The sequence below is a fragment of the Variovorax endophyticus genome (assembly GCF_025376855.1).
GTDB lineage: Bacteria > Pseudomonadota > Gammaproteobacteria > Burkholderiales > Burkholderiaceae_C > Variovorax.
The window spans coordinates 1-25174 of sequence record NZ_JAHUTH010000045.1 but is presented as its reverse complement, the minus strand read 5'-3'; the positions used below and the strand labels follow the sequence as shown (position 1 = coordinate 25174).

The 25174-nt window shown below is 71.3% G+C and carries 21 protein-coding genes and 1 pseudogene; 9 read left to right on the top strand and 13 right to left on the bottom strand.

From position 1 onward, the window contains the following. Positions 1 to 34: 34 nt before the first annotated feature. The 4 genes from KV106_RS37070 to KV106_RS37055 are packed head-to-tail and all read right to left on the bottom strand — an operon-like array spanning position 35 to position 5915. Complete coding sequence (locus tag KV106_RS37070; protein WP_057595175.1) at positions 35 to 919, bottom strand: LysR family transcriptional regulator; 885 nt, start codon at positions 917 to 919, stop codon at positions 35 to 37. A 53-nt stretch (positions 920 to 972) separates the two neighbouring features. Then, positions 973 to 4044, bottom strand: coding sequence for a D-2-hydroxyglutarate dehydrogenase YdiJ (ydiJ, locus tag KV106_RS37065; protein ID WP_261216969.1), 3072 nt, complete (start codon positions 4042 to 4044; stop codon positions 973 to 975). Positions 4045 to 4063: 19 nt separating this feature from the next. Next, a complete protein-coding gene (locus KV106_RS37060) occupies positions 4064 to 5056 on the bottom strand; it encodes a tripartite tricarboxylate transporter substrate binding protein (protein WP_057591396.1) in 993 nt (330 codons plus the stop codon). Between the two features lie 22 nt (positions 5057 to 5078). Further along, positions 5079 to 5915: an amidohydrolase family protein gene (locus KV106_RS37055; protein ID WP_261216967.1), complete on the bottom strand. Its 837-nt coding sequence runs from the start codon at positions 5913 to 5915 to the stop codon at positions 5079 to 5081. A 132-nt stretch (positions 5916 to 6047) separates the two neighbouring features. On the opposite strand from KV106_RS37055, the gene KV106_RS37050 reads away from it, so the two are divergent. The 5 genes from KV106_RS37050 to KV106_RS37030 all read left to right on the top strand — a co-directional run bounded on the left by KV106_RS37050 (position 6048) and on the right by KV106_RS37030 (position 12180). Then, the gene (locus KV106_RS37050; protein WP_261216966.1) at positions 6048 to 6995 is read left to right on the top strand and encodes a LysR family transcriptional regulator; all 948 of its coding nucleotides are present in this window, start codon (positions 6048 to 6050) and stop codon (positions 6993 to 6995) included. A 132-nt stretch (positions 6996 to 7127) separates the two neighbouring features. Next, entirely contained in the window at positions 7128 to 8606 is a 1479-nt protein-coding gene (locus tag KV106_RS37045; RefSeq protein WP_261216965.1) for an aldehyde dehydrogenase, read from the top strand. A gap of 41 nt (positions 8607 to 8647) precedes the next feature. Then, the gene (locus KV106_RS37040) at positions 8648 to 10129 is read left to right on the top strand and encodes an FAD-dependent oxidoreductase (RefSeq protein WP_261216963.1); all 1482 of its coding nucleotides are present in this window, start codon (positions 8648 to 8650) and stop codon (positions 10127 to 10129) included. 86 nt (positions 10130 to 10215) lie between these two features. Next, positions 10216 to 11187: a Bug family tripartite tricarboxylate transporter substrate binding protein gene (locus KV106_RS37035; RefSeq protein WP_057591392.1), complete on the top strand. Its 972-nt coding sequence runs from the start codon at positions 10216 to 10218 to the stop codon at positions 11185 to 11187. Between the two features lie 60 nt (positions 11188 to 11247). Then, complete coding sequence (locus tag KV106_RS37030; RefSeq protein ID WP_057591417.1) at positions 11248 to 12180, top strand: LysR family transcriptional regulator; 933 nt, start codon at positions 11248 to 11250, stop codon at positions 12178 to 12180. Between the two features lie 78 nt (positions 12181 to 12258). Here the strand turns inward: KV106_RS37030 and KV106_RS37025 are convergent, their stop codons facing one another. The 3 genes from KV106_RS37025 to KV106_RS37015 all read right to left on the bottom strand — a co-directional run bounded on the left by KV106_RS37025 (position 12259) and on the right by KV106_RS37015 (position 14786). Further along, positions 12259 to 12660, bottom strand: a complete 402-nt coding sequence (locus KV106_RS37025; protein WP_093341107.1) for an HU family DNA-binding protein — start codon at positions 12658 to 12660, stop codon at positions 12259 to 12261. A gap of 130 nt (positions 12661 to 12790) precedes the next feature. Then, positions 12791 to 13987 (bottom strand): MFS transporter, encoded by a 1197-nt coding sequence (locus tag KV106_RS37020; RefSeq protein WP_261216958.1) that lies wholly within the window; start codon positions 13985 to 13987, stop codon positions 12791 to 12793. A 133-nt stretch (positions 13988 to 14120) separates the two neighbouring features. Then, positions 14121 to 14786, bottom strand: a complete 666-nt coding sequence (locus tag KV106_RS37015; protein WP_261216952.1) for an O-methyltransferase — start codon at positions 14784 to 14786, stop codon at positions 14121 to 14123. Between the two features lie 83 nt (positions 14787 to 14869). Between KV106_RS37015 and KV106_RS37010 the strand changes: the two genes are divergently transcribed. Then, positions 14870 to 15502: a TetR family transcriptional regulator gene (locus tag KV106_RS37010; RefSeq protein ID WP_261216950.1), complete on the top strand. Its 633-nt coding sequence runs from the start codon at positions 14870 to 14872 to the stop codon at positions 15500 to 15502. 72 nt (positions 15503 to 15574) lie between these two features. Here KV106_RS37010 and KV106_RS37005 read toward each other — a convergent pair whose 3' ends face one another. The 4 genes from KV106_RS37005 to KV106_RS36990 form a co-directional block, all read right to left on the bottom strand. After that, the gene (locus KV106_RS37005; RefSeq protein ID WP_057591388.1) at positions 15575 to 16912 is read right to left on the bottom strand and encodes an MFS family transporter; all 1338 of its coding nucleotides are present in this window, start codon (positions 16910 to 16912) and stop codon (positions 15575 to 15577) included. Between the two features lie 167 nt (positions 16913 to 17079). Beyond that, entirely contained in the window at positions 17080 to 17694 is a 615-nt protein-coding gene (locus tag KV106_RS37000) for a response regulator transcription factor (protein ID WP_057591387.1), read from the bottom strand. Further along, the gene (locus KV106_RS36995; protein ID WP_261216948.1) at positions 17691 to 19862 is read right to left on the bottom strand and encodes a sensor histidine kinase; all 2172 of its coding nucleotides are present in this window, start codon (positions 19860 to 19862) and stop codon (positions 17691 to 17693) included. Before KV106_RS36995 ends, KV106_RS37000 begins: the two co-directional genes overlap by 4 nt. 79 nt (positions 19863 to 19941) lie before the next feature. Continuing rightward, positions 19942 to 20622, bottom strand: a complete 681-nt coding sequence (locus KV106_RS36990; RefSeq protein ID WP_261216946.1) for a TetR/AcrR family transcriptional regulator — start codon at positions 20620 to 20622, stop codon at positions 19942 to 19944. A gap of 108 nt (positions 20623 to 20730) precedes the next feature. Here KV106_RS36990 and KV106_RS36985 point away from each other — a divergent pair, with 108 nt between their 5' ends. Continuing rightward, positions 20731 to 21315 (top strand): SCO family protein, encoded by a 585-nt coding sequence (locus tag KV106_RS36985; RefSeq protein WP_261216944.1) that lies wholly within the window; start codon positions 20731 to 20733, stop codon positions 21313 to 21315. Next, on the top strand, positions 21312 to 22859 hold the full coding sequence (locus KV106_RS36980) for a linalool dehydratase/isomerase domain-containing protein (protein ID WP_261216942.1): 1548 nt from the start codon (positions 21312 to 21314) through the stop codon (positions 22857 to 22859). Before KV106_RS36985 ends, KV106_RS36980 begins: the two co-directional genes overlap by 4 nt. Before the next feature lies 1 nt (position 22860). Here KV106_RS36980 and KV106_RS36975 read toward each other — a convergent pair whose 3' ends face one another. Together KV106_RS36975 and otnK are read right to left on the bottom strand one after the other, a co-directional pair. Continuing rightward, the gene (locus tag KV106_RS36975; RefSeq protein WP_261216940.1) at positions 22861 to 23541 is read right to left on the bottom strand and encodes a class II aldolase/adducin family protein; all 681 of its coding nucleotides are present in this window, start codon (positions 23539 to 23541) and stop codon (positions 22861 to 22863) included. A gap of 55 nt (positions 23542 to 23596) precedes the next feature. Further along, entirely contained in the window at positions 23597 to 24877 is a 1281-nt protein-coding gene (otnK, locus tag KV106_RS36970; protein ID WP_261216938.1) for a 3-oxo-tetronate kinase, read from the bottom strand. A 111-nt stretch (positions 24878 to 24988) separates the two neighbouring features. Between otnK and KV106_RS36965 the strand changes: the two are divergent. Continuing rightward, positions 24989 to 25174 (top strand): annotated as a pseudogene (locus tag KV106_RS36965) (hypothetical protein); the annotation flags it as partial.

Sequence of the window (25174 nt, the reverse complement as noted above, 5' to 3'; positions counted from 1 at the left end):
CACTCATCCGCACAATTGATCTTTTCTGGCCATATCAATCGATCTGGCTCATGAAATGACCGTCTTCACGCGCGAAGCCCCACAGGCTGTCGAACACCTCGCGCACCAGCGGCAGGCGCGACGGGCCTTCCGTGCGGGAGATCCAGAGGGTGCCGAGCGGCAGGCTCGGCGAGGCCGCCAGGTGGCGCAAGCGGCCGCTGCGCAGCGCATCGTCGGCCGAGAGCCGCGACACCAGCGCGAGGCCGCGGCCGCGCAGTGCGGCGTCGAGCAGCAGGCGCGGGTCGTCGTAGATCGCGGCCTTGCGCAACTGGCCGAAGTGCTCGCGGATGAAGGGGCCGATGCGGTCGCTCGTGAGGTCGGCCTCGAGGCACAGCAGGCCGGGCGCGGCATCCGTGTCGGCGTCGGGCAGGCCGACCGCCACCAGCTCGTCGCTCAGCAGCGGCACCTCGAACACGCCCGGCTGCTGCAGCGGCTCGCGCGTGATCGCGATGTCCACGTCGAGCTCGTCGATGAAGCGGGCGCTCTCGTCGACCGAGACGATCGGGCACAGGTCGGGATGCGCCTGCAGCAGCCGGTCGATGCGCGGCTGCAGCCAGCCGTGCGCGACGGGCGCGGGGCAGACCAGCGTGACGAGGCGGTCGTCCATGTAGGTCTCGATGCGGTGCAGGCCGTGGCGGATCTGCTCGAGCGACTTGCCCACGCTGTCGAGCAGCAGGCCGCCGGCCACGGTCAGCTCCACGCCGCGTCCCTTGCGCCGGAACAGCGGCTGGCCGACCTGCTGCTCGAGCTGCGCGATCTGGTGGCTGATGGCCGATTGCGAGACGTGAAGCTCCTCGGCCGCGCGCGAGTAGTTGCCCAGGCGCGCGGCCGCTTCGAAGCCGATCAGGAATTTGAAGGAGGGCAGTCTGGCGTTGGACATGGGAACCCGGTCGATGGATCGGCACACAAGATAGCGCCTTTCATCGACGGGGTTCAGTGCGCGGCGTCGGCGTCCTCTTCGTGACCACCGCCATACAGCTGCGCCAGCACCTCCACCGGGTGGCGCAGGCGCCGCGCCCGCAGCCGCTCGACCTGGCTGCGGCACGAATAACCCGTGGCGAGAAATTCCGCCGGCGCGGGCTCGGCCGCCAGCAGCGGCGCCCACGACTGCGAGAAGATCCGCTGCGAGGTCTGCAGATTGCGCTGCTCGTGGCCGTAGGTGCCCGACATGCCGCAGCAGCCGCTGGCCTGCGCCTCGAGCCGCAGGCCGGCGCGCGCGAACACCCGCGGCCACAGCGCGGCGGCCGCGGGCGCGTTGGTCTTCTCGGTGCAATGCGCGAGCAGGCGGAAGTCGCCCGGCGCGGCGCGCGGCGGCGCTTCGGCGGGCAGCGCATCGAGCAGCCATTCCTGCGGCAGCAGCACCGAAGGCAGGCGCGCCATCCGCGGCAGCTTGGCGTACTCCTGGCGGTAGACCAGCGTCATCGCGGGATCGAGGCCGACCAGCGGCACGCCGCATTGCGCCAGCGCATCGAGCATGTCGGCGTTGCGGCGCGCCGCGCGGTCGAAGGCGCGCAGGAAGCCCTGCACCTGCAGCGGCTTGCCGTTGGGCCGGAAGGGCGCGAGCCACACGGTGCAGCCCAGTCGCGCGGCCAGCGCGATGAAGGCCGCGAACACGGGCGTCTCGAAGTAGCGCGTGAAGGCGTCCTGCACCAGCACCACCGAACGCGCGCGCTCGTCGGCACTCAGCCGCGCCAGCGCCGAGGGCGTGGCGTGGCGCACGTTCCAGCGCCGCAGGGTGGCGCCGAAATCGAAGCGGCTCAAGAGCGGTGCATCGACCATGCCGGCATGTCGCGCGAGCAGGCCGCGCACCGCGGGCAGGGCCATCAGGCCGTTGTAGAGCGCCGGCATGCGTGCGAGGCCGGGCATGCTGTATTCGAGCGAGCCGATGAAGTAGTCCTTGAGCGGGTGCAGGTAGCGCGCGTGGTAGAGCTCGAGAAAGCGCGCACGGAAATCCGGCACGTCGACCTTCACCGGGCATTGCCCCGCGCAGGACTTGCAGGCCAGGCAGCCGGCCATCGCCTCGTAGACCTCGTGCGAGAAATCGTCGGCGGCCTTCGCGCTCCGCCGGCCGTTGCGCCAGCGCTCGGGCAGCCCGGCCAGGAACGAGGGCTGCCGCGCCGCGGCCTGCAGCACGTCGACGCCGGCCTCGCCCTGCAGCCGCAGCCATTCGCGCAGCAGCGAGGCGCGCCCCTTGGGCGAATGGCGGCGCTCGCGCGTGGCCTTCCACGAGGGGCACATGGCGTCGTCGGGGTCGAAGTCGTAGCAGGCGCCGTTGCCGTTGCAATGCAGGCCGCCGGCGTAGCTCTGCCACACGCGTTCGTCGATGCGGCGGTCGGCGTCGGCGCGCATCGGCACCTCGTCGATGCGCAGCAGCGCCGCATCGACGCCCGCGGGCGTCGCGATCTTGCCGGGGTTGAGCTGGTTGTGCGGATCGAAGGCGGCCTTGAGTTCCCGCAGCGACGCATACAGCGGGCCGAAGAAGGCCGGCGCGTATTCGGAGCGCACGCCCTTGCCATGCTCGCCCCAGAGCAGGCCGCCGTACTTTTGCGTGAGCCGCGCGACCGCGTCGGAGAGCGGGCGGATCAGCGCGGCCTGGGCCGGGTCCTTGAGGTCGAGCGCGGGCCGCACATGCAGCACGCCGGCGTCCACATGACCGAACATGCCGTACGAGAGGCCGTGGCCGTCGAGCAGCGCGCGGAACTCTGCGATGTAGTCGGCGAGCCGCTCGGGCGGCACGGCGGTGTCTTCCACGAAGGGCTGCGGCCGCGCCTCGCCCTGCACATTGCCCAGCAGGCCCACCGCGCGCTTGCGCATCGCGTAGACCCGGGTCACGGCGGCATGGCCGGCCGCGATGGTGTGGCCCAGGCGCGCCGCGCCGGCATCGCGCGCGAGGTGCGCGACGAAGGCCGCGACGCGGGTCTCGAGCGCCTCCTGCGAATCGCCGCTGAACTCGACCATGTTGATGCCGCGCGTGGGCGCGCTGTCTCCGCTCGAGGGGAAGTACTCGGCCACGCCCTGCCACACGATGTCCTCCATCGCGAGCATCAGCACGCGCGAGTCCACGGTCTCGATCGACAGCGGCGCATGCGCCATCAGCGCCTGGGCGTCGCGCAGCGCATCCATGAAGCTCGCATAGCGCACGTTGACCAGCATCGTGTGGCGCGGAATCGGCAGCAGGTTGAGCTCGGCCTCGACGATGAAGCCCAGCGAGCCTTCGGCGCCGCAGAGCACGCTGTTGAGGTTGAAGCGTCCGTCGCGCTCGCGCAGGTGCGCGAGGTCGTAGCCGGTGAGGCAGCGGTTGAGCCTGGGAAAGCGTTGCTCGATCAGCGCGGCATCGCGCTCGGCGATCCGGTGCGCGCAGCGCCAGGCATCGCCCACGCGGCCCGGGCGCGCCAGCTGGGCCTGGAGTTCGTCGGGTCCGGCGGGGCGGCTTTCGAAGCGCTCGCCGCCCGGCAGCACGACCTCGAGCGCGAGCACGTGGTCGCGCGTCTTGCCGTAGCTGCAGCTGCCCTGGCCGCTCGCGTCGGTGCTGACCATGCCGCCGATGGTGGCGCGGTTCGAGGTCGACAGCTCGGGCGCGAAGAACAGGCCGTGCGGCGCGAGCGCCGCGTTGAGCTGGTCCTTGACCACCCCGGCCTGCACGCGCGCCACGCGCCGCACCGGATCGATCCAGACGATGCCGTTCAGGTGCCGCGACAGGTCGACCGCGATGCCGTCGGTCAGCGACTGCCCGTTGGTGCCGGTGCCGCCGCCGCGCGGCGCGAGCACCACGCGCCGATGCTCGTCGCGGTCTATCAGCGTCGCGAGCCGCACCACGTCGTCGGCATGCTTCGGGAACACCACGGCCTGCGGCAGCCGCTGGTAGATCGAGTTGTCGGTCGCGAGCACCGTGCGGTCGGCATGACGCTGGCTGATCTCGCCCTCGAAGCCTGCGGCGGCCAGCGCCGCGAGAAACTGCCGATAGTGCTGCGCCAGCGTGACCGGGGGTGGAACGTGGGCGATCATGGCTGGCCGTGCGTGCCGATCAGTCCGCCTTGAGGCGGCCTTGCTTGACCAGCCGCGCCGCCAGCACCGCGTCCTCCTGCACCAGCCGCTGCAGGTAGGCCGCGCTCTCGGCGAAGGGCTCGCTGCCCAGTTCGCGGATCGGCTTCGAGAACTCCGGCTCGGCCACCGACTTCGCGATCCAGCCCTGCAGGCTAGCGACGGTCTGCGGCGCGATGCCCCTGGGCGCGAACACGCCGACGAAGGTGGTGGCGTCGAAGTTCGCAATGCCCTGCTGCGCCAGATTCGGCACGCTGGCCAGCATGCCGCCGACCTGCGGGCCGAGCACCAGCAGCGCGCGCAGGCCGCCGCTCTTGATGTGCGGTGCCGAGCTCGTGATCTGGTCGATCACGGCGTCGATCTGGCCGCCGAGCAGGTCGACCACGGCCGGTCCCGAACCCTTGTAGGGCACGGCATTGACGCGTGCCTTCGCGGCATCCTCGAGCTGCAGCAGCGCCAGGTGGTTCGGCGAGCCCGGGCCCGCATGGCCGATGGTCACGTTCTCGCTCCCGGCCTGCATCGCCCGCAGGAAGTCGCCCGCGGTCTTGAAGCGCGCATCGTTGGCGCGCACCACCACCACCACGGGCGTGCGGCTCAGCACGGCCACCGGCACGAAGCTGTCGGCGCGGTAGGGCACCTTGATCATCTCGGGCAGGGTGCCGAGCTGGCCCGGCGTGGCCACCAGCAGCGAATGGCCGTCGTTCTCGGCGCGCGCGGCCCAGCCGGTGCCCACGGCACCGCCGCCACCGGCGCGGTTGTCGACGATCACCGACTGCCCCGCATGCCGCGTCAGCGGCACGCCCAGGGTGCGGGCGGTGATGTCCACGTTGCCGCCCGGCGCGAAGGGCACGATCAGCGTGAGGGGCTTGGTCGGAAAGGCCCGGCCCTGTGCCCTGCCGGGCCAGGCCGCCGCCGATGCGGCGAGCGCGACGCCGCCCTGGATGAAGGTCCTGCGGTTGAACTTGTTGTCGGTCATTCGAACGTCTCCCTGTGATGAATCAATGGTTCCAGTAAAGCTGCGTGGGGTTGCGCACCAGCACCTGTCGCAGATCGCCGTCGGGCAACCAGGCGCGCAGCGCTCCGGCCAGTTCGCTGCTGGCGGTGGAGCGCGCGTCGATGCCGGGATGCGGCCAGTCCGATCCCCAGAGGATGCGTTCGGGGTTGGCGCGCGCCAGCGCATGGGCCAGCGGGATCACGGCGGGATCGGTGGCGCAGGCCGATGCACTGAGCCGGTAGGCGCCCGAGAACTTGACCCAGGCGCGCCCTTCCGCGAGCAGCGCGCGCAGGTTCGCGAGCCCGCGGCCCTGCGGCGTCCAGCCCGGGGCCGGATGGCCGAAGTGGTCGACCACCACCTGCAACCCGGTGGCGGCAATGCGCGGCACCAGAAAGGGATCGCGTTCCACGTCGACCAGCAGCTGCAGGTGCCAGCCGAAGGCCGTGATGCGGCTGGCAATGGCACGCAGGCTGGCGGCCGACACGCCGCCCGAGAACAGCGCGTTGCAGCGCGCGCCGCGCACGCCCAGCGCGTGCAGTTCCTCGATCTCGCGCTCGCTCGTGTCCTCGAAGATCACGGCCACGCCGCGCATGCTGCCGGGCGCCGCTTCGCGCAGCGTGCGCTTGAGCAGCGAATGGTCGCGGCCGTAGACGCTGGGCTGCACCAGCACGCAGCGCTCGACGCCCACCGGGCCGAAGGCGGCCCGGTAGTCGGCCATGGAGGCCGGAGCCGGCGTGTACGAACGCTCGTCGATCAGCGGGAATTCGCGCGCGTCGCCGAAGACGTGGAAGTGGGTGTCGCAGGAGCCTTCGGGGAATATCTCGGGGCGGTCATCGCTCACGGGCGGGTGGCGGTCATGCGGGGAAAGCGAGGTCATGGAGAGGAAGCTGGGGATGCGGGCTTATTGTTCTAAGACGCCCCCGCATGCGGCAAGATCATCTTTGTCATCTTCATCGTGAACCGGATTCATCCCATGAACGCCGCCGGCGGTCCGCCCCTGAACCTGCGCAGCATCGACCTCAACCTGCTGGTCATCTTCGAAGCCCTGTTCGAGGAGCGCAGCGTGGTCAAGGCCGCGACCCGGCTGGGCCTGACCGCCTCGGCCGTGAGCCATGCGCTGCGCCGCCTGCGCACGCAGTTCAAGGACCCGCTGCTGACGCGCACGCCGCAGGGCATGGCGCCCACGCCCGAGGCCGTGCGGCTGGCCACGAGCTTTCGCAAGGCCTTCAGCGAGATCGAGAGCGCGATCGAGGTGCGCGGCGGTTTCGATCCCGCGACCGCGCGCCGCACCTTCCACCTGCGGCTGTCGGACTACGTCGGCGTGCTGCTGCTGCCGCGGCTGTGCATCCACCTGAGCTCGGTGGCGCCCGGCGTCAGCCTGTCGGTGCAGTCCTTCGACATGTACCAGCCCTCGGACCGCGTGGAGTACGAGGGCGTGGAGATCCGGCTGTCGGTGTCGCGCGGCCGTTCGGTGCTGTCGGCTTCGCGGCGCATCCTCGACGACCAGTGGATGGTGCTGATGCGCAAGGGCCATCCCGCGGCCTCCGAACCGATGACGCTCGACAGGTACCTCTCGCTGGGCCACCTCAAGGTCTCGGGCGTGGGCAGCAGCATCCTCGACGAGATCCTGGCCGAGCGCGGGCTCGCGCGCCGCGTGATGATCCAGGTGCCGACCTGGCTCGGCATGGTGCCGGTGATCGAATCCACCGACCTGATCGCGGCCATGCCCGCGCACTGGATGGACAGCGTGCTCTCGGGCTCGGACTGCGTGGCGGTGCCGATGCCGCTGCCCGAGCTGGGCCTGTCGATCGACGCGGTCTGGCATCCGCGCAACGAGCACGACGCGGGCCACCGCTGGTTCCGCGAACTGATCCACCGGATCTTCGAGGAGGCCTGCGACAAGTCGCGCGTGCTGCGCTGAACGCCGCCGCGGCCATCGATGACGAAAGCTCACGAGAGGCCCAGGACTCATCGCTTGTGCCCCCGCGTGCCGCGCCGGAAACTGAACGCCATTCATCCAGTTCACCCGGCCCACACACGGAGCACGCAAGCAATGCAGCAGTACAGACTCTTCATCGGCAACGAATGGCAGGCGAGCGCCTCGGCCCAGTGGTTCGATTCGCTCGACCCGTTCTCGGGCGAGCCCTGGGCCCGCATTCCGCAGGGCAATGCCGAGGACGTCGACCGCGCGGTGAAGGCGGCCGAGGCCGCGATGCAGGGCCCGTGGGGCCAGATGTCGGCCACGCAGCGCGGCATGCTGCTGCATCGCCTGGGCGCGCTGATCGAGGCCAACCTCGACACCCTCACCGAGGCCGAGGCGCGCGACAACGGCAAGCTGCGCAGCGAGGTGCGCGGCCAGGTGTCGTACATGGCGAAGTACTTCTATTACTACGGCGGCCTGGCCGACAAGATCCAGGGCGCGGTGATCCCGATCGACAAGCCCAAGGTCTTCAACTACACGCGCCTCGAGCCGATCGGCGTGGTCGGCACCATCACGCCGTGGAACTCCTCGCTGCTGCTGACGGCATGGAAGGTGGCGCCGGCGCTCGCGGCCGGCAACGCCATCGTCGCCAAGCCCTCGGAGCACACCTCGGTGTCGCTGCTCGAGCTCGCGCGGCTGTTCGTCGAAGCGGGCTTTCCGCCCGGCGTGTTCAACGTGGTCACGGGCTTCGGCAAGGAGGTGGGCGAGCCGCTGGTCGAGCATCCGGGCGTGGCCTGCATCGCCTTCACCGGCGGCGACGAGGGCGGGCGCCGCGTGAGCGTGGCGGCGGCGAAGCACTTCAAGCGCGTGACGCTCGAGCTCGGCGGCAAGTCGCCCAACATCGTGTTCGACGACGCCGACCTCGCGCGCGCCGCCAACGGCGTGATCACCGGCATCTTCTCGGCCGGCGGCCAGACCTGCATGGCGGGCTCGCGGCTGCTGCTGCAGGAGAGCATCCACGACGAGTTCGTCGAGCGGCTGGTCGCGATCGCCTCCAAGGCCAAGCTCGGCGATCCTTCGCTGCCCGACGTGCAGGTGGGGCCGGTGGCCACGCGACCGCAGTTCGACAAGGTGGTGAGCTACATCGACATCGCCAGGGCCGAGGGCGCGCACTGCGCGTTCGGTGGCAAGGTGCGCAGCGGCCCGGGCTACGGCGCGGGCCAGTTCGTCGAGCCGACCATCTTCACGGGCGTGGACAACGGCATGCGCATCGCGCAGGAGGAAGTGTTCGGGCCGGTGCTGTCGGTGCTCAAGTTCAAGGACGAGGCCGACGCGGTGCGCATCGGCAACGACATCCGCTTCGGCCTCGCGGCCGGCGTGTGGACGCGCAGCCTGCACCGCGCGATGCACATGTCGGAGCGGCTCAAGGCCGGCACGGTGTGGATCAACAACTACCGCTCGACCAGCTTCACCACGCCCTTCGGCGGCTTCAAGGACAGCGGCCAGGGCCGCGAGGGCGGCGTGGAGGCGGTGAAGGAATTCCTCGAGACCAAGAGCGTGTGGATCTCGACCGAGCTCGACATGCCGGACCCGTTCATCCGCAAGTACTGACAGCCGCGCGCGACGCAACGACACGAGAAGAAAGTGGAGACATGAACGAAGCATCCCTGCCCATCGACCGCTGCGACGTGCTGGTCGTCGGCTGCGGCATCTCGGGCCTGAGCGCGGCGGTGGCCGCGGCCGCCGCGGGCGCGACCGTGACGGTGCTGGAACGCGCCACACCCGAGGAGTTCGGCGGCAACACGCGCTGGACCGAGTCCTACTTCCGCATGAAGAGCGAGACCGAGGTCAGCGACGATTTCGAGCAACTGCTGGTGGCCAATGCCGGCCACCACATCGACCCCGAGATCGTGCAGCACGCGGCCGCGCCCTACGAGGACTGGCCGCCGCACGTCAAGGCGCACGGCATGCCCGACCCCGAGCTGGTCGCCACGCTGGCCGGCGAGGCCGGCGCCACGGTGCGGTGGCTCCAGGGCTTCGGCGTGCGCTTCGCGGCGCTGCCGACCTACTTCGTGACCGCGGCCGCGCCGCGGCTGATGCCGGTGGGCGGCGGCCTCGCGCTGATCGAGGCGCTGCGCGACGAAGCGCTGCGCCTGGGCGTGGCGATCCGCTACCGCAGCACCGCGCAGCAGCTGCGGCGCGCCGACGCGCGCGGCGAGCTGGCGGTCGACACCGTCGGGCCCGACGGCAGCGTGCGGCGCATCGTGGCGCGCGGCGTGGTGCTGGGCACGGGCGGCTTCGAGGGCAACCCCGAGATGCTCACGCGCTACATCGGCCCGCAGGCGCGCTACCTGCGGCCGGTGGCGCGCGGCGGCTACTACAACCGCGGCGAGGGCATCCGCATGGCGCTCGATGCCGGCGGCGCGCCGGCCGGCGACTTCGGCTCCTACCATGCCGAGCCGATGGACCCGCGCTCGGCCCAGGTCGAGCCGCTGGTGATGAGCTTCTCGTACGGCCTGCTGGTCAACAAGGAGGGCCGGCGCTTCGTCGACGAGGCGCCCGGGCCGGTCGACGTGCACTACGACCCGATCGCGCGCGCCATCAAGGACCAGCCCGACGGCATCGCCTTCATGGTCTACGACCAGCGCATCCACGAGGTGCCGAACTGGAAGAAGGGCATCCGCACCGACCAGCCGCCGATCGAGGCCGGGTCGCTGGAAGCGCTCGCGCGCGCCTGCGGCATCGACCCGGCCGGCCTGCTGGCCACGGTGGCGGCCTTCAACGCGGCCTGCGCGGGCGATGCCGACGCGCGCTTCGCGCCGCTCGCGGTGGACGGCGTGGCCACCGCGGGTATCGCGCCGCCCAAGTCGAACTGGGCGCTGCCGCTGGCGCGCGGACCCTTCTGCGCCTACCCGGTGATGTCGGGCATCTGCTTCACCTTCGGCGGCGTGAAGACCAACCGCGATGCGCAGGTGATCGACAACGACGGCCGCACCATCCCCGGCCTCTATGCGGCCGGCGAGGCCGCGGGCCTCTACCACCAGGTCTACACGGGCGCGACCTCCGTGCTGCGCGGCGCCGTGTTCGGACGCATCGCTGGCGCGCATGCCGCGCGCCACGCGATACCGCGCTGACGCGGCCCCCGCTTTCTTTCCGGCCGCCCAGCCATCACCGCCCGCGCGGTGCGGCGCGGCACGTCCATACAACCAAGGAGACAGACATGCCCTTCATCACGACGCGCCGCCTCGCGGCCCTGGCCATCGCCTGCGCGGCCCTCGGCGGCTTCGCGGCCCGCGCCGACTGGGCACCGCCCGGGCCCATTCGCCTGGTCGTGCCCTATGCGCCCGGCGGCGGCACCGACGTGCTCGCGCGGCTGGTCGCCACGCAGATCGGCAGCACGCTGGGCCAGCCGCTGATCGTCGAGAACCGGCCCGGGGTCAACGGCATCCTCGGCGCCAACTACGTCTATGCGGCGCCGGCCAACGGCACCACGCTGCTGTTCGCGGCGGCCGACTTCATCTCGGTCTCGCCGCACATCTACAAGAAGGCCGTGCGCTACGACCCCGACGGCTTCCAGCCCGTGGCACTGGTCGCGAAGATGGGCTTCGTGATGGCCGCGCGGCCCGCGAGCGAGACCAAGGACGTGGCCGACTTCGTGGCCCGCGCGCGCGCCAGGGAGGTCACCTATGCGCACTGGGGCCCGGGCAGCATGGCGCAGATGGGCATGGAGCTGCTGCGCTCGCGCGCCGAGGGCACGAAGGCGCTGCCCGTGCCCTATGCGGGCGCCGCGCCCGTGATGTCGGCCGTGATGGCCGGCGACGTCGAGTACGGCTTCGTGCCCACGCCGCTGGCGGTCGCGAGCCGCAGCAAGCTCAAGCTGTTCGCGCTCGGCTCGCCCGAGCGCTTCGCGGGCCTGCCCGACGTGCCGACGCTCAAGGAGCTCGGTTACGCGGTCGATGCCGACACCTGGTTCGGCATCCTCGCGCCGCCCGGCACGCCCGCCGCCGTGGTCGAGGCGCTGCAGGCGCAGGTCGAGAAGGTGGTGCGCGATCCGGCGGCACGCGCGCGCATGACCGACATCGGCTACACGCCCTCGAACATCGCGCCGCGCGACTTCGGCGCCTTCGTGAAGAGCGAGAACGCGCGCTGGGGCACGGTGGTGCGCGCCGCGCGCATCCAGGTGGAGGAATAGGTGCCGCCGCGGCTCGTCCTGGTCAAGAATGGCGCCTCGATCCAAGGGCCGCGATCCGTCATGAAGCGAAAAATCCCCAGCACCGTCGCCTTGTCGCTGTTCGAGTCGGCCGCGCGCCACGAGAGCTTCGCGCGCGCCGCGGCCGAGATGTACCTGACCGAGAGCGCGGTGAGCCGGCAGATCGCCGTGCTCGAGGGCTTCCTCGGCGTGAAGCTGTTCAGCCGCGGCAAGAAGCAGGTGGTGCTGACCGACGCGGGCCGGCTCTATGCGCGCAACATCCGCGGCAACCTCGACGAGATCGAGCTGCATACCAAGTCGCTGATGCAGCACAAGGGCGCGGGCGGCGTGCTCGAGCTCGCCGTGATCCCGACCTTCGCGAGCCGCTGGCTGCTGCCACGGCTGCACGACTTCCTGCGCAGGAACCCGGGCATCACCGTCAACCTGTCGGAGCGCGCCGAGCCCTTCGCGTTCCGCGGCACCAATCTCGATGCCGCGCTGCACTTCGACGACCCGGTGTGGGATGCGGTCGAGAAGGTGCACCTGTTCGAGGAGGAGGTGGTGCCGGTGCTGAGCCCGGCCCACTTCGACCTCTCGAAGCTGAAGAAGCCCGCCGGCCTGATCGCGCTGCCGCTGCTGCACAAGCGCGTGCGGCCCGAGGCCTGGCAGCGCTGGTTCGAGGCCGCGGGCTCGACGCAGCCGGTGCCGCCGCCGGCGATGCGCTTCGAGCTCTATGCGATGGTGATCGATGCCGCGCGCGCGGGCCTGGGCGTGGGGCTGGTGCCGCGCTTCTACGTGCAGGAGGACGTGGCGCGCGGCACGCTGGCCATGCCCTTCGACATCAGCCTCAAGCACGAGAAGCGCTACTGCCTCGTCTACCCCGAGCACAAGCGCGATTCGCAGGCGGTGCAGCTGTTCAGCGAGTGGGTGGTGGAGGCGGCGGCCGAGTTCAGCACGGGCGCGCAGGCGGTGCGGCGGCCGAGGAAGCGCGCCTGATTCGCTGACCCCAAAAGAAAACGGCCCCGCGGGGCCGTCTTCATCGCGTGCATGCGGCCTGCGAGAGGCCGCGGTGCATCACTTCTTCTTCGCGGCCACGGCCTTCTTGGCGGGGGCGGCAGCAGCCTTCTTCGCGACCGGCTTGGCAGCGGGCTTCGCAGCCGACTTGGCGGCGGGCTTGGCGTCGGCCTTGCGCTTGGCGGCCTTCGGGTCCACGGCGGCCTTGAAGGCGGCGCCCGGCACGAACTTCGGCACCTTCTGGGCGGCGATCTTGATCTTGGTGCCGACGCTCGGATTGAAACCGGTGCGGGCTGCACGAGCAACTTGCTTGAAGGTGCCGAAACCGACGATCTGGACGGGGTCGCCCTTCTTCACGGCGGCGACGATGGAGCTGGTGACCGTTTCCACGATGCGCGCGGCTTCTGCCTTGCTGACGTTGTGGGTGGTGGCGATTTTCTCAACGAGTTCGATGCGGTTCAACTGAGTTCCTGATAGGTTTGATTCGTCATGTTGCCTATGACGGCGCAGCCTCGGATGCAGGCTGCAAGCGGCGTGGAGTGTATTCGAACGCGAGAGAGGGCCTGCGGTGCGAAGGGAGAGTGGGGCTTTCTCATGCACGCGCGACGCTGCGCAGCCGCAGTGCGATCGCGAGGCCGGCGAGCGCCGCGCCCGCGCCGATGAGGAACACGCCGCCATAGCCCGCGCGGTCCGCGAGCAGCCCGGCCACGGGGCCGGTGAGCCCGTAGGCCAGATCCTGGAAGGCCGAGAAGCCGCCGAGCGCGGTGCCGCGCAGTTGCGGTGCCACCAGCCGCACCACTTCTCGGCCCATGGCCGGAAAGATCATCGAGCAGCCGAGGCCGGTGAGGAAGGCACCCGCGAGCGCGGCGACGGGGCTCGGCGCCTGCCAGATCAGCGCCTGGCCGAAGGCCTCGACCGCCAGCGACACGATCGCCACCGGCAGCCCGCCGATGCGGTCGGGCAGATGCCCGAACAGCAAACGCACCAGCACGAAGCCGCTGCCGAAGGCCGTGAGCCCGAGGCCCGCATGCGACCAGTGCTGGCCGCGGAAGTGCAGCACGAAGAAGGCGGAGATGGCCGCGAAGCCGATGCCCTGCAGGCACACGATCAGCCCATGCGGCCAGATGATGCCGAGCACGCTGCGCAGCGAGGGCCGGCCCGCGCCCGGCTGCACCGCCACGCCCTCGAGCCGCCACACGGCCAGCAGCCCGATGCAGGGCAGCAGCGCGCTCGCGGCCATCGCACCCGCGAAGCCGAAGCGTTCGAGCAGCGCGAGGCCGACCGGACCGCCGACCGCGAGCGCGCCGTAGATGGCGGCACCGACGAGCGCGAGCACCTGGCCCGAGCGCGCGGGGCCGACGAGGCCGATGCCCCAGCCGATCACGCCGACGGCCACCAGGCTCTCGCCGAGGCCCAGCAGCAGGCGGCCCGCGACCAGCAGGGCGAAGCCGATCCACGGCGTGGGAATCCACAGGCCCGCGAGCCACGCGACGAGCGCGCCCGCGACATAGAAGGCCAGCCCGCGCACCACGGCGCGCTTGGGACCCTGGCGGTCCGACAGGCTGCCCGCGTGGGCGCGCGTGAGCACGGTGGCGAGGAAGGCGATGCCGACCGCGAGGCCGGCCCAGAAGTTGCCGAGGCCCAGCCGCGTCGTCACGTGGACCGGCACCACGGGCAGCGAGAGGCCGACGCAGAGGTAGGAGATGAAGAGCACCGCGGCGAGCAGCAGCAGGCGGCTCTGCGCGGAGCGGGACGGCGCGGGAATCGCCGGGACGGAAGTGGAGGTCATTGAGGAGGTCCAGGTGATTCCTCGGACGGCCGGTGCGAAAAGGAAAACGCACCCCGGCCGCGAGGATCGCGGGGGTGCGTTGCTTGACGTCAGACGCTTACGGCCAGCGGGGCTGGCGGGAAAAAAGAAAGGCTCAGCCCAGCCGCATCGAGAGCTCGACGTCGGAGGCGAAGGGCACCGACAGGTAGCCGGCCGCGCTCGAGCGCACGCGCGCGAGGTATTCGGGGCTGTGGTCGGCGTTGTCGGCGATCACGAGCGCGCCGGGACGCAGGCGCGGCTCGACCAGCGCCAGCACCCCGGGATAGAGCGCCTTGGCGCCGTCGAGCAGCAGCAGGTCGATGCGGTCGGGCAGGTCGGTGGCCAGCGTGCGCAGCGCGTCGCCTTCGCGGACCTCGACCAGGTCGGCGAGGCCGCCGGCCGCGAGGTTCGCGCGGGCGCGCGCCACCTTCGAGGCTTCGAACTCGGTGCTCAGCAGCCGGCCGCCGCCGTTGTCGCGCAGGGCCGCGGCCAGGTGCAGGGTGGAGATGCCGAACGAGGTGCCGAACTCGACGATGCTGCGCGCGCCGTTGCCGCGCGCGAGCATGTAGAGCAGCGTGCCGGTCTCGCGCGAGACGGCGAGCGGGAAGTCCTTCAGGCGGGCGTAGAAATCGAGGTACTCGGTGCGGCTTTGCATCAGGCGCGCGAGCTCGTCGCTCGACAGGCCGGCAACGGCGGCGCTGGTGCGCGGCGAGGAGGCATCGGCCTCGGCGAACAGGCGCTCCAGCAGGGGCGCGAGCGGTGCGGTGGTCAGTGTGTTCATGGTGTTCTTCGGGAGTCGGACGGTGTGCGTCGATAATATGAAGGAAGCTTCAGATTTTCCATTCGCATTCCGAAAGCCACGCCATGCCCACCCGCCGCAGCGCCCCGCTCTCCTCGAGAAGACAGCCCCAGCAGGCCCGTTCGAGCGACCTTGTCGCGGCGATCCTCGAAGCCGCCCTTCAGGTTCTGGCCAAGGAGGGCGTGCACCGCTTCACCACCACGCGCGTGGCCGAGCGCGCGGGCGTGAGCGTGGGGTCGGTCTACCAGTACTTTCCGAACAAGGCCTCGATCCTGTTCCGGCTGCAGAGCGACGAATGGCGCCAGACCACCGAGCTGCTGTGCGGCATCCTCGAGGACGTGCAGACGCCGCCGCTCGATCGCCTGCGCCGGCTGGTCCATGCCTTCGTGCGCTCGGAGTGCGAGGAGGCCGGCATGCGCACCGCCCTGCACGACGCGGCGCCGTTCTACCGCGACGCACCCGAGGCTCAGGCCGCGCGCGCCGCGGGCGAACGCGCGATGCAGGCCTTCCTGCGCGAGGCGCTGCCCGGCTTGTCGAAGGCGAAGCGCGCGCTGGCCGGCGAGCTGGTCACCACCACCTTCAGCGCGGTCGGCAAGCAGTTCTCGGAAACGCCGCGCACCGAGGCGCAGATCAAGGCCTACTCCGAGGCGCTGGCCGACATGCTGTGCGCCTACCTGCGCAGCCTCGGCGCGGAGTGATCGGGCCTCAAGAAAAAGAGTCCCGGCGCGGACCCCGCGGCGGGACTCTTCTCGACGCGCGAGCGCCTTGTCTTACTTGTCGTGATGCAGGTAGGTGGCCTGGCGCGGCAGCAGCAGGCTGACCAGGAAGGCCACGCCCATCATCGCGGTCACGTACCAGTAGAAGTAGGACTCGTGGCCGATCGACTTCAGGCCCAGCGCCACGTACTCGGCGCTGCCGCCGAAGATGGCGTTGCCCACCGCGTACGACAGGCCCACGCCGAGCGCGCGCACCTCGGGCGGGAACATCTCGGCCTTCACGATGCCGCTGATCGAGGTGTAGAAGCTCACCACCGCCAGCGCGACGGTGATCAGCACGCCGGCCATCAGCGGGCTCGCGACGTTCTGCAGGCTGCTGAGCACCGGCACCGTCATCAGCATGCCGAGCGCGCCGAACAGCAGCATGTTGCTGCGCCGGCCGATGCGGTCCGACAGCGCGCCGAACAGCGGCTGCATGCACATGTAGATGAACAGGCAGGCGGTCATCACGTTGCTGGCGGTCTTGATCGACATGCCGGCCGAGTTCACCAGGTACTTCTGCATGTAGGTGGTGAAGGTGTAGAAGATCAGCGAGCCGCCGGCCGTGTAGCCCAGCACCACGAAGAAGGCGCGCTTGTGGTGGCGGAACAGCTCGCCCATGGTGCCGGCGCCCTTGGCGGCGCGGGTCTTGGTGCTGGCGGTCTCGGTCAGCGTGCGGCGCAGCAGCAGCGCCACGATGGCCGCCACCGCACCCAGCACGAAGGGAATGCGCCAGCCCCAGGCCTTGAGCTCGGCTTCGTCGAGCACCTGCTGCAGCACCACCACGACCACCACCGCGAGCAGCTGGCCGCCGATCAGCGTGACGTACTGGAACGAGGAGAAGAAGCCGCGCTGGCCGCGCATCGCCACTTCGCTCATGTAGGTGGCGGTGGTGCCGTACTCGCCGCCGACCGACAGGCCCTGCAGCAGCCGCGCGAGCAGCAGCAGCGCGGGCGCGGCGGCGCCGATCTGCGCATAGGTCGGCAGGCAGGCGATCACCAGCGAGCCCACGCACATCATCACGACCGAGGTCACCATCGAGGTCTTGCGGCCCTTGCGGTCGGCGATGCGGCCGAACAGCCAGCCGCCGATCGGGCGCATCAGGAAGCCGGCCGCGAACACGCCGGCGGTGTTGAGCAGCTGCACCGTGGGGTCGGACTTGGGGAAGAAGGCCGGCGCGAAGTAGATCGCGCAGAAGGCGTAGACGTAGAAGTCGAACCACTCCACCAGGTTGCCCGAGGAGGCGGCGAAGATGGCGAAGATGCGCTTGCGCTTCTCCTCGAAGGTGTAGGGCGTGGTGTCGGCCGGCGAGGCGCCGGCGGGGGCGCCGCCGGTGCGGGCGAGGGTGTTCATGGCGTGTCCTTGTCTCGGGTCGCGGCCGCTGGAGGCGGCCTGAATCGGTGCCCGGGGAGTCTGGCGCGGCGCGCGCGCGCCGTCGTCCGTAGCCCACCGCCGCGCGGCTACGTATCGGTACGCAAGGGTTAACCCTAGGTGACGTTTCCGGGGCGGCGCGGCCCCGGCTACAGCCCGTGCTCGCGCAGGAAGCGGTCGAGCTGGTGGCTGTTCGCGAGGCCCAGCTTGGCGAACACGTGGGCCCGGTGGGTCTCCACCGTGCGCTGCTCGAGCGGCGCGAGCTCGAGCGCGATCTGCTTGTTGGGCTTGCCCTCGGCCACCAGCCGCGCCACCTGCATCTCGCGCGGCGTGAGCTTGTCCCACAGCGCCTGCGCGGCCTGCCGCGCCTGGCGCTTCGCGGCGATCTCGCCGGCGCGCTGCAGGGCGCGCGCGATGCTGTCGAGCAGCTGCTCGTCGTTGCAGGGCTTCTCGAGCCAGCCGAAGGCGCCGTTCTGCACCGCCTCCACCGCCATCGGGATGTCACCATGGCCCGAGAGGAACAGCACCACCAGCGGGCTGTCCTGCGCGCGCAGCGCGTCGAACACCTGCAGCCCGCTCATGCCGTCCATGCGCAGGTCGAGGATGGCGCAGCCCGCGCGCTGCAGGTCGGCGCCGGCCAGGAAGTCCTCGCCCGAGGCGAAGGTCTGCACCGCGTAGCCGCGCGAGAGCAGCAGCAGGCCGAGCGAGCGGCGCACGGCCTCGTCGTCGTCGACCACGCAGAGGTTGTTGGCGGATGCGTTCATGGGGAGGGGATCTCCAGCACGAGGGTGAATACCGTGCCACCGCCCGGACGGTGGTCGAACACCAGCCGGCCGCGGTGCGCCTCGACGATGGTGCGGCAGATGTTGAGGCCGAGCCCGAGGCCGCCGGGCTTGGTGGTGAAGAAGGGCGCGAACACCTGCTCGGCGAGCGCGTCGTCGATGCCCGTGCCGCGGTCGAGCACGCGGATCTCCATGCGGCCCTCGACCACCTCGGCCTCGAGCTCGACCACGCGCCGTTCGACCGGCGTGGCCTGCATCGCCTGCAGGCTGTTGGACAGCAGGTTCAGCAGCACCTGCTCGAGCAGCACGCGGTCGCCGCGCACCGGCGGCAGCGTGGCCGGGATGCGCACCTCGGCGCGCGACTGGCGCTGGCGCATCTCGCCCTGCAGCAGCGCCAGCGCATTGGCGGCCAGCGCCGCCACCGCGCAGTCTTCCGTGCCCGCGGTGCGCTGGCGCACGAAGCCGCGGATGCGCCGCACGATCTCGGCGCTGCGCCGCGCCTGCGCCATGGTCTCGTCGAGGCTGCTGGCCAGCAGCGCCTGGTTGCCCTGCTCGGCGAAGGCCTTGGCCGCGCCCGCGAAGCTGCTCAGCGCCATCAGCGGCTGGTTGAGCTCGTGCGCCAGCGTGGAGGCCATCTCGCCCAGGCTCGCGAGCCGCTGCGCATGCTGCAGCTGCTCGTCGTTCTGGCGCTGGCGCAGCTCGGCGCGCTTCTGCTCGGTGATGTCGACCACCGAGCTCATCCAGCCCGCGTGGCCGCCGTCGGCATCGATCAGCGGCGCGGTGTAGACCATGGTGATGACCTCGCGGCCGTCGCGATGGCGCAGCCGCGATTCGAAGCCCGACAGCGCGGGCTGGCCGCTCATCATGGCGTCGTAGTGGTGCCAGTGGCGCGGCACCTCGTCGGGATGCCAGTAGGGGTAGGGCGGCAGCTTGCCGAGCAGCTCGTCGGCGCCGTAGCCGGTCATCTCGCAAAAGGCCGGGTTGACGTAGGTGATGCGGCCCTCGAGGTCGCGCGCACGCATGCCGACCAGCAGCGAATCCTCCATCGCCTTGCGGAAGGCGTGGGCCTCGTCGAGCTCGTGGGTGCGCTCGCGCACGCGCAGCTCGAGCTCGCGCCGCGCATCGCGCTGCTCGGCGAAGCGGCGCTCGCGCAGCCGCCAGTAGAGGCCGCCGAGCAGCAGCACGCCGGCGCCCAGCAGGCCCAGCATCCAGGTGCGCTCGCGCGCGCGCGTGACCTCGGCATGGTCGACCATCACCGTGAGCGTCCAGCCCAGGTCGGGCAGCGGCTCGTCGATCGCGAGGAAGCTGCGCGGCTTGCCGCCGAGCGCGGTACGCACCAGGTAGCCGGGCTCGCCGTCGCCGCGCTGGGTCTTCCAGGGCAGCGCGGGGAAGCTGGCGCGCGCGCCGTACTGCTGGTCGCGCCGCAGCCGCTCGAGCTGCACCGCGTCGAGCGGGCGCGTGGCCTGATACATCCACGCGGGCACCGAGCTCAGGAACACGATGCCGCGCGCGTCGGTCAGCAGGATCGGGTCGCGCACGAAGGTCCAGGCCTCCTGCAGCGCGCGCAGGCTGACCTTGACCGTCACCACGCCGATCACCGCGCCCGTGTCCGAGCGCACCGGCGCCGAGATGAACAGGCCCGGTTCGCCGGTGGTCTGGCCCACGCCGTAGAACAGGCCGCTGCGGCCCGCGCGCGCATCGATGAAGTAGGGCCGGTTGGCATAGGACTCGCCGACGAAGCTCTGCGGCGTGGCCCAGTTGCTGGCCGCGAGCGTGAGGCCCTGCGGGTCGATCAGGTAGAGCGCGTCGGAGCCGGCCTGCCGGTTCACCTCCTCGATGTAGAGGTTGGCGCGCTGCTTCACGGCCGCGTCGCCGGGGTGCGCGAGCGCGGCCAGCACCTCGGGATGCAGCGCCGCAGTGAACGGCAGGTAGCTGTACTTGCCGGCCGAGTCGCGCAGGCCCAGCACGTGCACTTCCATCGCGCGGCGGATCGAGTCGGCCTGGAAGCTGGCCTCGCGCGCGGCGGCCCATTGGCCGGCGGCGCCGATCAGCAGCGCCGCGAGCGCGAGCAGGCCGGCGCCGAGCAGCAGCGCGCGCCGGCGGCGGCGCGGCGGCGGCTGGGGGGCGGAAGAGGGCGGGGAGGGCGGCATGGAAGCGGGAACGGCCGGCGCGGCGCAGGCGATTCTGCACCGATCGCCCCGCGGCCTTCGCGCCGGCGCCGCTTGCCGCTCAGCGCGCGCGTGTCGCGGCCGCCGCGCCCTTCGCCGCCCACTGCGCGAGCATCGCCTCGACCAGCTGCGACACCATCGCGCGCGTATCCGACCAGGCCATGGTGCGCGTCATGCACGGAAAGGCGATGGTGCCGAACACCGACGCCAGCAGCGTGTCGGCCGCGAGCCGCGAGGACAGCGGCGGGCGCGGCAGCGTGGCGAAGAAGGCATCGACCGTGTCGTAGTAGAGCTGCAGGCTGTCGACCACCGCGCGCGAGCGGCCGAAGGGCCGGCCCTCGCTGTCCAGCGGCGGCGGCTCGCGCAGGCTGGGCGCGGGGAAGATCTCGAGGAACTCCTCCATGTGCGCGAGCCAGTGGTCGGCGGTGGCCATGAACAGCTTGTGCACGCGCCGCGCGGGATCGCGCGTGCGCGCGATGGCCCGGCGCAGGTGCTCGGTGGCGCTGTCCATGTCGCGGCCGCGGATGTGGAAGAACAGGTCCTGCTGGTCGTGGAAGTACTGGTAGATGCTGCCCGGCGCATAGCCGGCCTCGGCCGCCACGCGCCGCAGCGACACGCCGGCCGCGCCCTCGGCCGCGAGCAGCCGCCGGCCCGCGGCGATGAAGTCCTCGCGCACCAGCGCCTTGTCTTCCTGGCTGCGCGCGCGGCGGCGCAGGTCGTGCTTCGGGTCGCGCAAGGGCATGGAGCGTGGGGCCGGCGAGGGGAGTGGGGGCGATGGACGGCCGAAGTATAGGTGGCGCTGCGGGAAAACCCGGGCTATAAATGAACGCGTTCAAATAAGAATGCGTCCATGTCCTTCCTCTCCACCTTCGCCGATGCCGCGCCCGCGCCCTGCTGTTGCGGCGGCGCCGCTGCCGCCGCGCCGGCTCCGATGCCCGCGCCGATCGATGGCGCCTTCTCGCTGGTCGACCACTTCGGCACGCCGGTCGACCAGCGCAGCTATGGCGATCGCCACCTGCTGGTGTTCTTCGGCTTCTCGCACTGCGCCGTGGTCTGCCCGCGCGAGCTCGCCAAGCTCGGCGCGGCGCTGCGGGCGCTGGGTCCGCTGGCCGCGCGCGTGCAGCCGCTCTACGTGAGCGTCGATCCCGCGCGCGACACGCCCGAGGTGCTGCGCGCCTGCGTGGCGCGCCATCCGGGCGGCTTCGTCGGCCTCACGGGCAGCGAGGCGCAGGTCGAGGCCGCGAAGAAGAGCTTTCGCGTGTGCGCGCGCCGCGTGCCCGATGCCGCGGCACCCGGCGGCTACGTGGTGCCGCACACCGCGCTGGCCTACTTCATGGCGCCGGGTGGCCGCTACCTCGCGCACTTCGCCGAATCGCTGGACGCGCCGGCGGTGGCCGCGCGCATGAAGGAACTGATGCACGGAGACACGCCATGAACAGCCCCGAAGCCTCGATGCCGCTGAGCGACCGGCAGGCCGGCCACCTGCGCCACTTCGCCAACCTCTCGCGCCAGCCGGTCAACGACTGGTCGGGCATGCAGGGCCGCGGCACCGGCCAGGACGACTTCGGCGGCTACCGCTTCCAGCTCGCCTACATGGCCTACGCGATCGCGCTCGCGCACCGCCACCGGCTGCCCGCGGCGCCCGGTGCCTTCCGGCCGGTGTTCGAGCGGCTGATCGCCAAGATGCTGCTGCCCGAGGTCTGGATGTACTGGGCGCGCGTGAGCCGCGGCGGCAGCGTGTTCAACATGCACCGCTCGAACGCGTACGAGGAGGACTGGAACCCGGTCGGGCGCGACAACATCATGTACAGCGCCTACGTGCAGTCGATGGCGCTGCTGCACCACTACCTGTTCGACGACGACCGCTACGCGCAGCCCGGCGCGCTGACCTTCAGCTACTGGTCCTTCTTCTGGGGCGGCAAGGAGCGCCGCTTCGAATACGACCAGCGCAGCCTCAACCAGCATGTCTACTGGCAGATGGTCGAGAGCGGCTACCTCGGCGTGGCCTGCGAGCCCAACTGCGTGTTCCAGATCTGCAACCAGCCCGCGATCCTGGGCTTTCGCATGCACGACCTGGTGCATGGCGGCACGATGGCGGCCGAGGTCACCGCGGCCTACGAGCAGGCCTGGGAGCGCTTCGGCCGGCTCGGCGCCAACGGCCACTACCTCACGATGATGGCGCAGGACACGCAGGCGCTGCGCGACAACGCCGGCCCCTCGCCCTGGGTCGATGCCTGGTGCGGCATGCTGATGAACATGTGGAACCGCGACTTCGTGCATGCGCACTATCCGGTGCAGCTCGCGGGCTGGCTGCTGCGTGGCGAGGACGGCGCCTGCTCGGTGCGCTCGGCCGAGCGGCCGCCGGTGATGGGCCAGCAGGTGGTCAACGACGACTCCGACTTCGGCTTCGCCGCGGCCTGGGCCTCGGAGATGGGCGACGCCGAGACGCTCGCGGGCTTCATGCACCATGCCGATCGCCACATGGCGCCGGCCTGGCGCGATGGCGGCTTCCACTTCCCGCGCAACGACCAGCTCGAGGACGCGCAGGGCCATCGCACGCTGGTCGAGCCGATGACCGGCAACGTGCTGCTGGGCTACGCGAGCCTCAACGTGCCCGACGGGCTCTGGCGCCTCTACAACCAGCCCTGGCCCGAGCACCACCATCGCCAGCCCGCGCTGGTGCGCGTGGACGACGCGGTCGACGTGCTGCAGGCGGTGTTCGACACCGAGGCGCGCGTGCTGCGCTTCGCGCTGCGCCGCTGCGAGGGCGCGCGCGGCGGCGTCGAGGTCGAGATCGGGCGGCTGGCATCGCGCGGTGCCTGGACCCTGTGGTGCGATGGCGCCGAAGTCGCGCGCGGCGAGGCGGACCGCATCGAAGGCGGCGCGGCCCTGGCGCTGCGCGCGACGCCCGAGGGCTTCGCGCTGCGCTGCCCCGAGGGCGCGACCGCGGCCTTCGTGCTGGCGTTCGGCGCCGACTGACTCAGCCGCGCGTGGGCAGCCGCGACTTGCCGTAGCCGCGGTAGCGCTGGCGCACCGTCTCCATCTCCCGCGCGTCGAGGATCACGGGCGCGCCGAGCTGCGCGCTCATCCAGTACTGGCGCGCCAGGGTCTCGAGCTTGGCGGCGTTCGCCACCGCCTTCTCGACCGTGGCCGCGTAACAGATCATCCCGTGGTTCGCGAGCAGGCAGGCGTTGCGGTTCTCGAGCGCGTCGACCGCCGATTGCGCGAGCGCATCGGTGCCGAAGGTGGCGTACTGCGCGCAGGGAATGTCGTCGCCGCCGAAGCCCGCGAGCATGTAGTGGAAGGCCGGGATCGGCCGCCGATGCGCCGACAGCGCCACGCAGGCATCCGAATGCGTGTGGACCACGGCCTCGGCCTGCGGGTAGCGGCGGTAGATGGCGGTGTGCATCGCCCATTCGCTCGAGGGGATGCCCGCGCCGCGGGTCTCGCCCTCGAGCGTGATCGACACCAGTGCCTGCGGGTCGATGGTGTCGGCGTCGGCACCCGTGGGGCTGATCAGCGCGCCGCCGTCGAAGCGGCAGCTGATGTTGCCCGCGCTGCCGCTGTTGAGGCCGAGCTGCGCGAGCCGGCGATAGCCGGCGGCCAGGGCCTGGCGCAGGGCGTCTTCGGACAGGGGGAGGGGATATGGGGACGTGGTCATGGGCGGTTCCTTGCGCGCGTCGGCGCGGTGAAGCGAAGGTGGGACGTTCGGTTCTTCAGCGGGCCGCGTCGCGCATGCTCTGCAGCATGGGCAGCAGCATGTCGACCGGACCCAGCTTGCCCGACTTGAGGCACAGCGCGAGCGGCGCGGCGCCGAGGGTCACCGCGCGCGCGATGCCGGGGCCGGCATAGGGGCCGACCTGCAGCCGGTCGATGGCCAGGTGCGCGAGCACCGAGCCCGAGGTCTCGCCGCCAGAGATCACGAAGCGCTTGACGCCCGCGTCGCGCAGCCGCACCGCGAGCCGGCCGAGGATGTCCTCGGCCAGCGCGGCCGCCTCGTGCCGCCCGATGCGTGCCTGCACGCGCTCGATCACCGGCGCATGCGCCGAGGTCGCGATCGCGACCGGGCCTTGCGGCAGCGCCGCGAGCGCCCAGTCCAATGCCTCGCCGATCACGTCGGCGCCGTCGATCGCGCGTTCGACGTCGATCCAGTGCACCGGCCGTTCGCGTTCGAAGGCGCGCAGCTGTTCGATCGAGCGGTCGGCGCAGCTGCCGGCCAGCACCACGCCCGGGCCCTCGACCGCGGGCAGGCGCGGCGCGCGGTCGCCCGCCGCCAGCCAGCCATGCTCGCGCCACAGCGCGGGGTAGTAGGCACCGATCGAGGAGTTGCCGGTCATCAGCGGCCAGTCCCAGGTCAGGCCGGCAAGGGCGCGCAGGTCCTCGGGCTCGGCCGCGTCGGCGATCGCGAAGCCGGTGCCCTCGGCCTCGAGCGCGGCCACGTGCGCGCGCATCGCCTCGAGGCCCGCATGCACCACCTGCTGCGGGATCAGGCCGACGCGGGTCTTGGTCTGGCGCTGCAGCGTGCGCACGAGGTTGGGATCGAGCATCGGCGTCAGCGGGTCGAAGCGCTTGGGCGACTCCGAGATCAGCATCTGGTCGGCGAACAGGTGGCCCTGGAACACGCGGCGGCCGGCCTCGGGGAACGAGGGGCAGAAGGCGGTGAGCTTCGCGCCCGTGAGCGCGCGCAGCAGGTCGGCGCAGGGGCCGATGTTGCCGTCGTCGGTGGAGTCGAAGGTGGCGCAGTACTTGAAGAAGAGCTGGCGCGCACCGCGCTCCAGCAGCGCACGCGCGCCGGCCTCGAAGGCCGCGACCGCGTCGGCCGCCGGCACCACGCGCGTCTTGCGCGCGATCACCACCGCGTCGAGTTCGTCGCCGAGTTCGGCCAGCGCTTCGGGCCGCGTCACGAAGCCGCAGCGCACGCCGTGCGCCACCAGCATCGCGGCCAGTTCCATGCCGCCGGTCAGGTCATCGGCGAGGGCGCCGAACAGTAATGCCATGGGTGTCTCCGATCGTTCTCGTGCGAGGGCGGATGCCGGGTTTGTGAGCTATTGCGCTACAGTAAATATGATATATCATGCCTCAAAACTAACGCAACGAAGGGTTCCCGAATGTCGTCCGTCGCCTCGCAGAACAGGCCGAACCAGCACGATCTCCAGCTCCGGCAGCGCGCCGCCAAGGTCGTGCCCGGCGGCATGACGGGGCACCTGAATGCCGCGGGCTTGCCCGCGGGCTATCCGCAGTTTTTCGAGCGCGGCCAGGGCTGCCGCGTCTGGGACGTCGACGGCAACGAATAC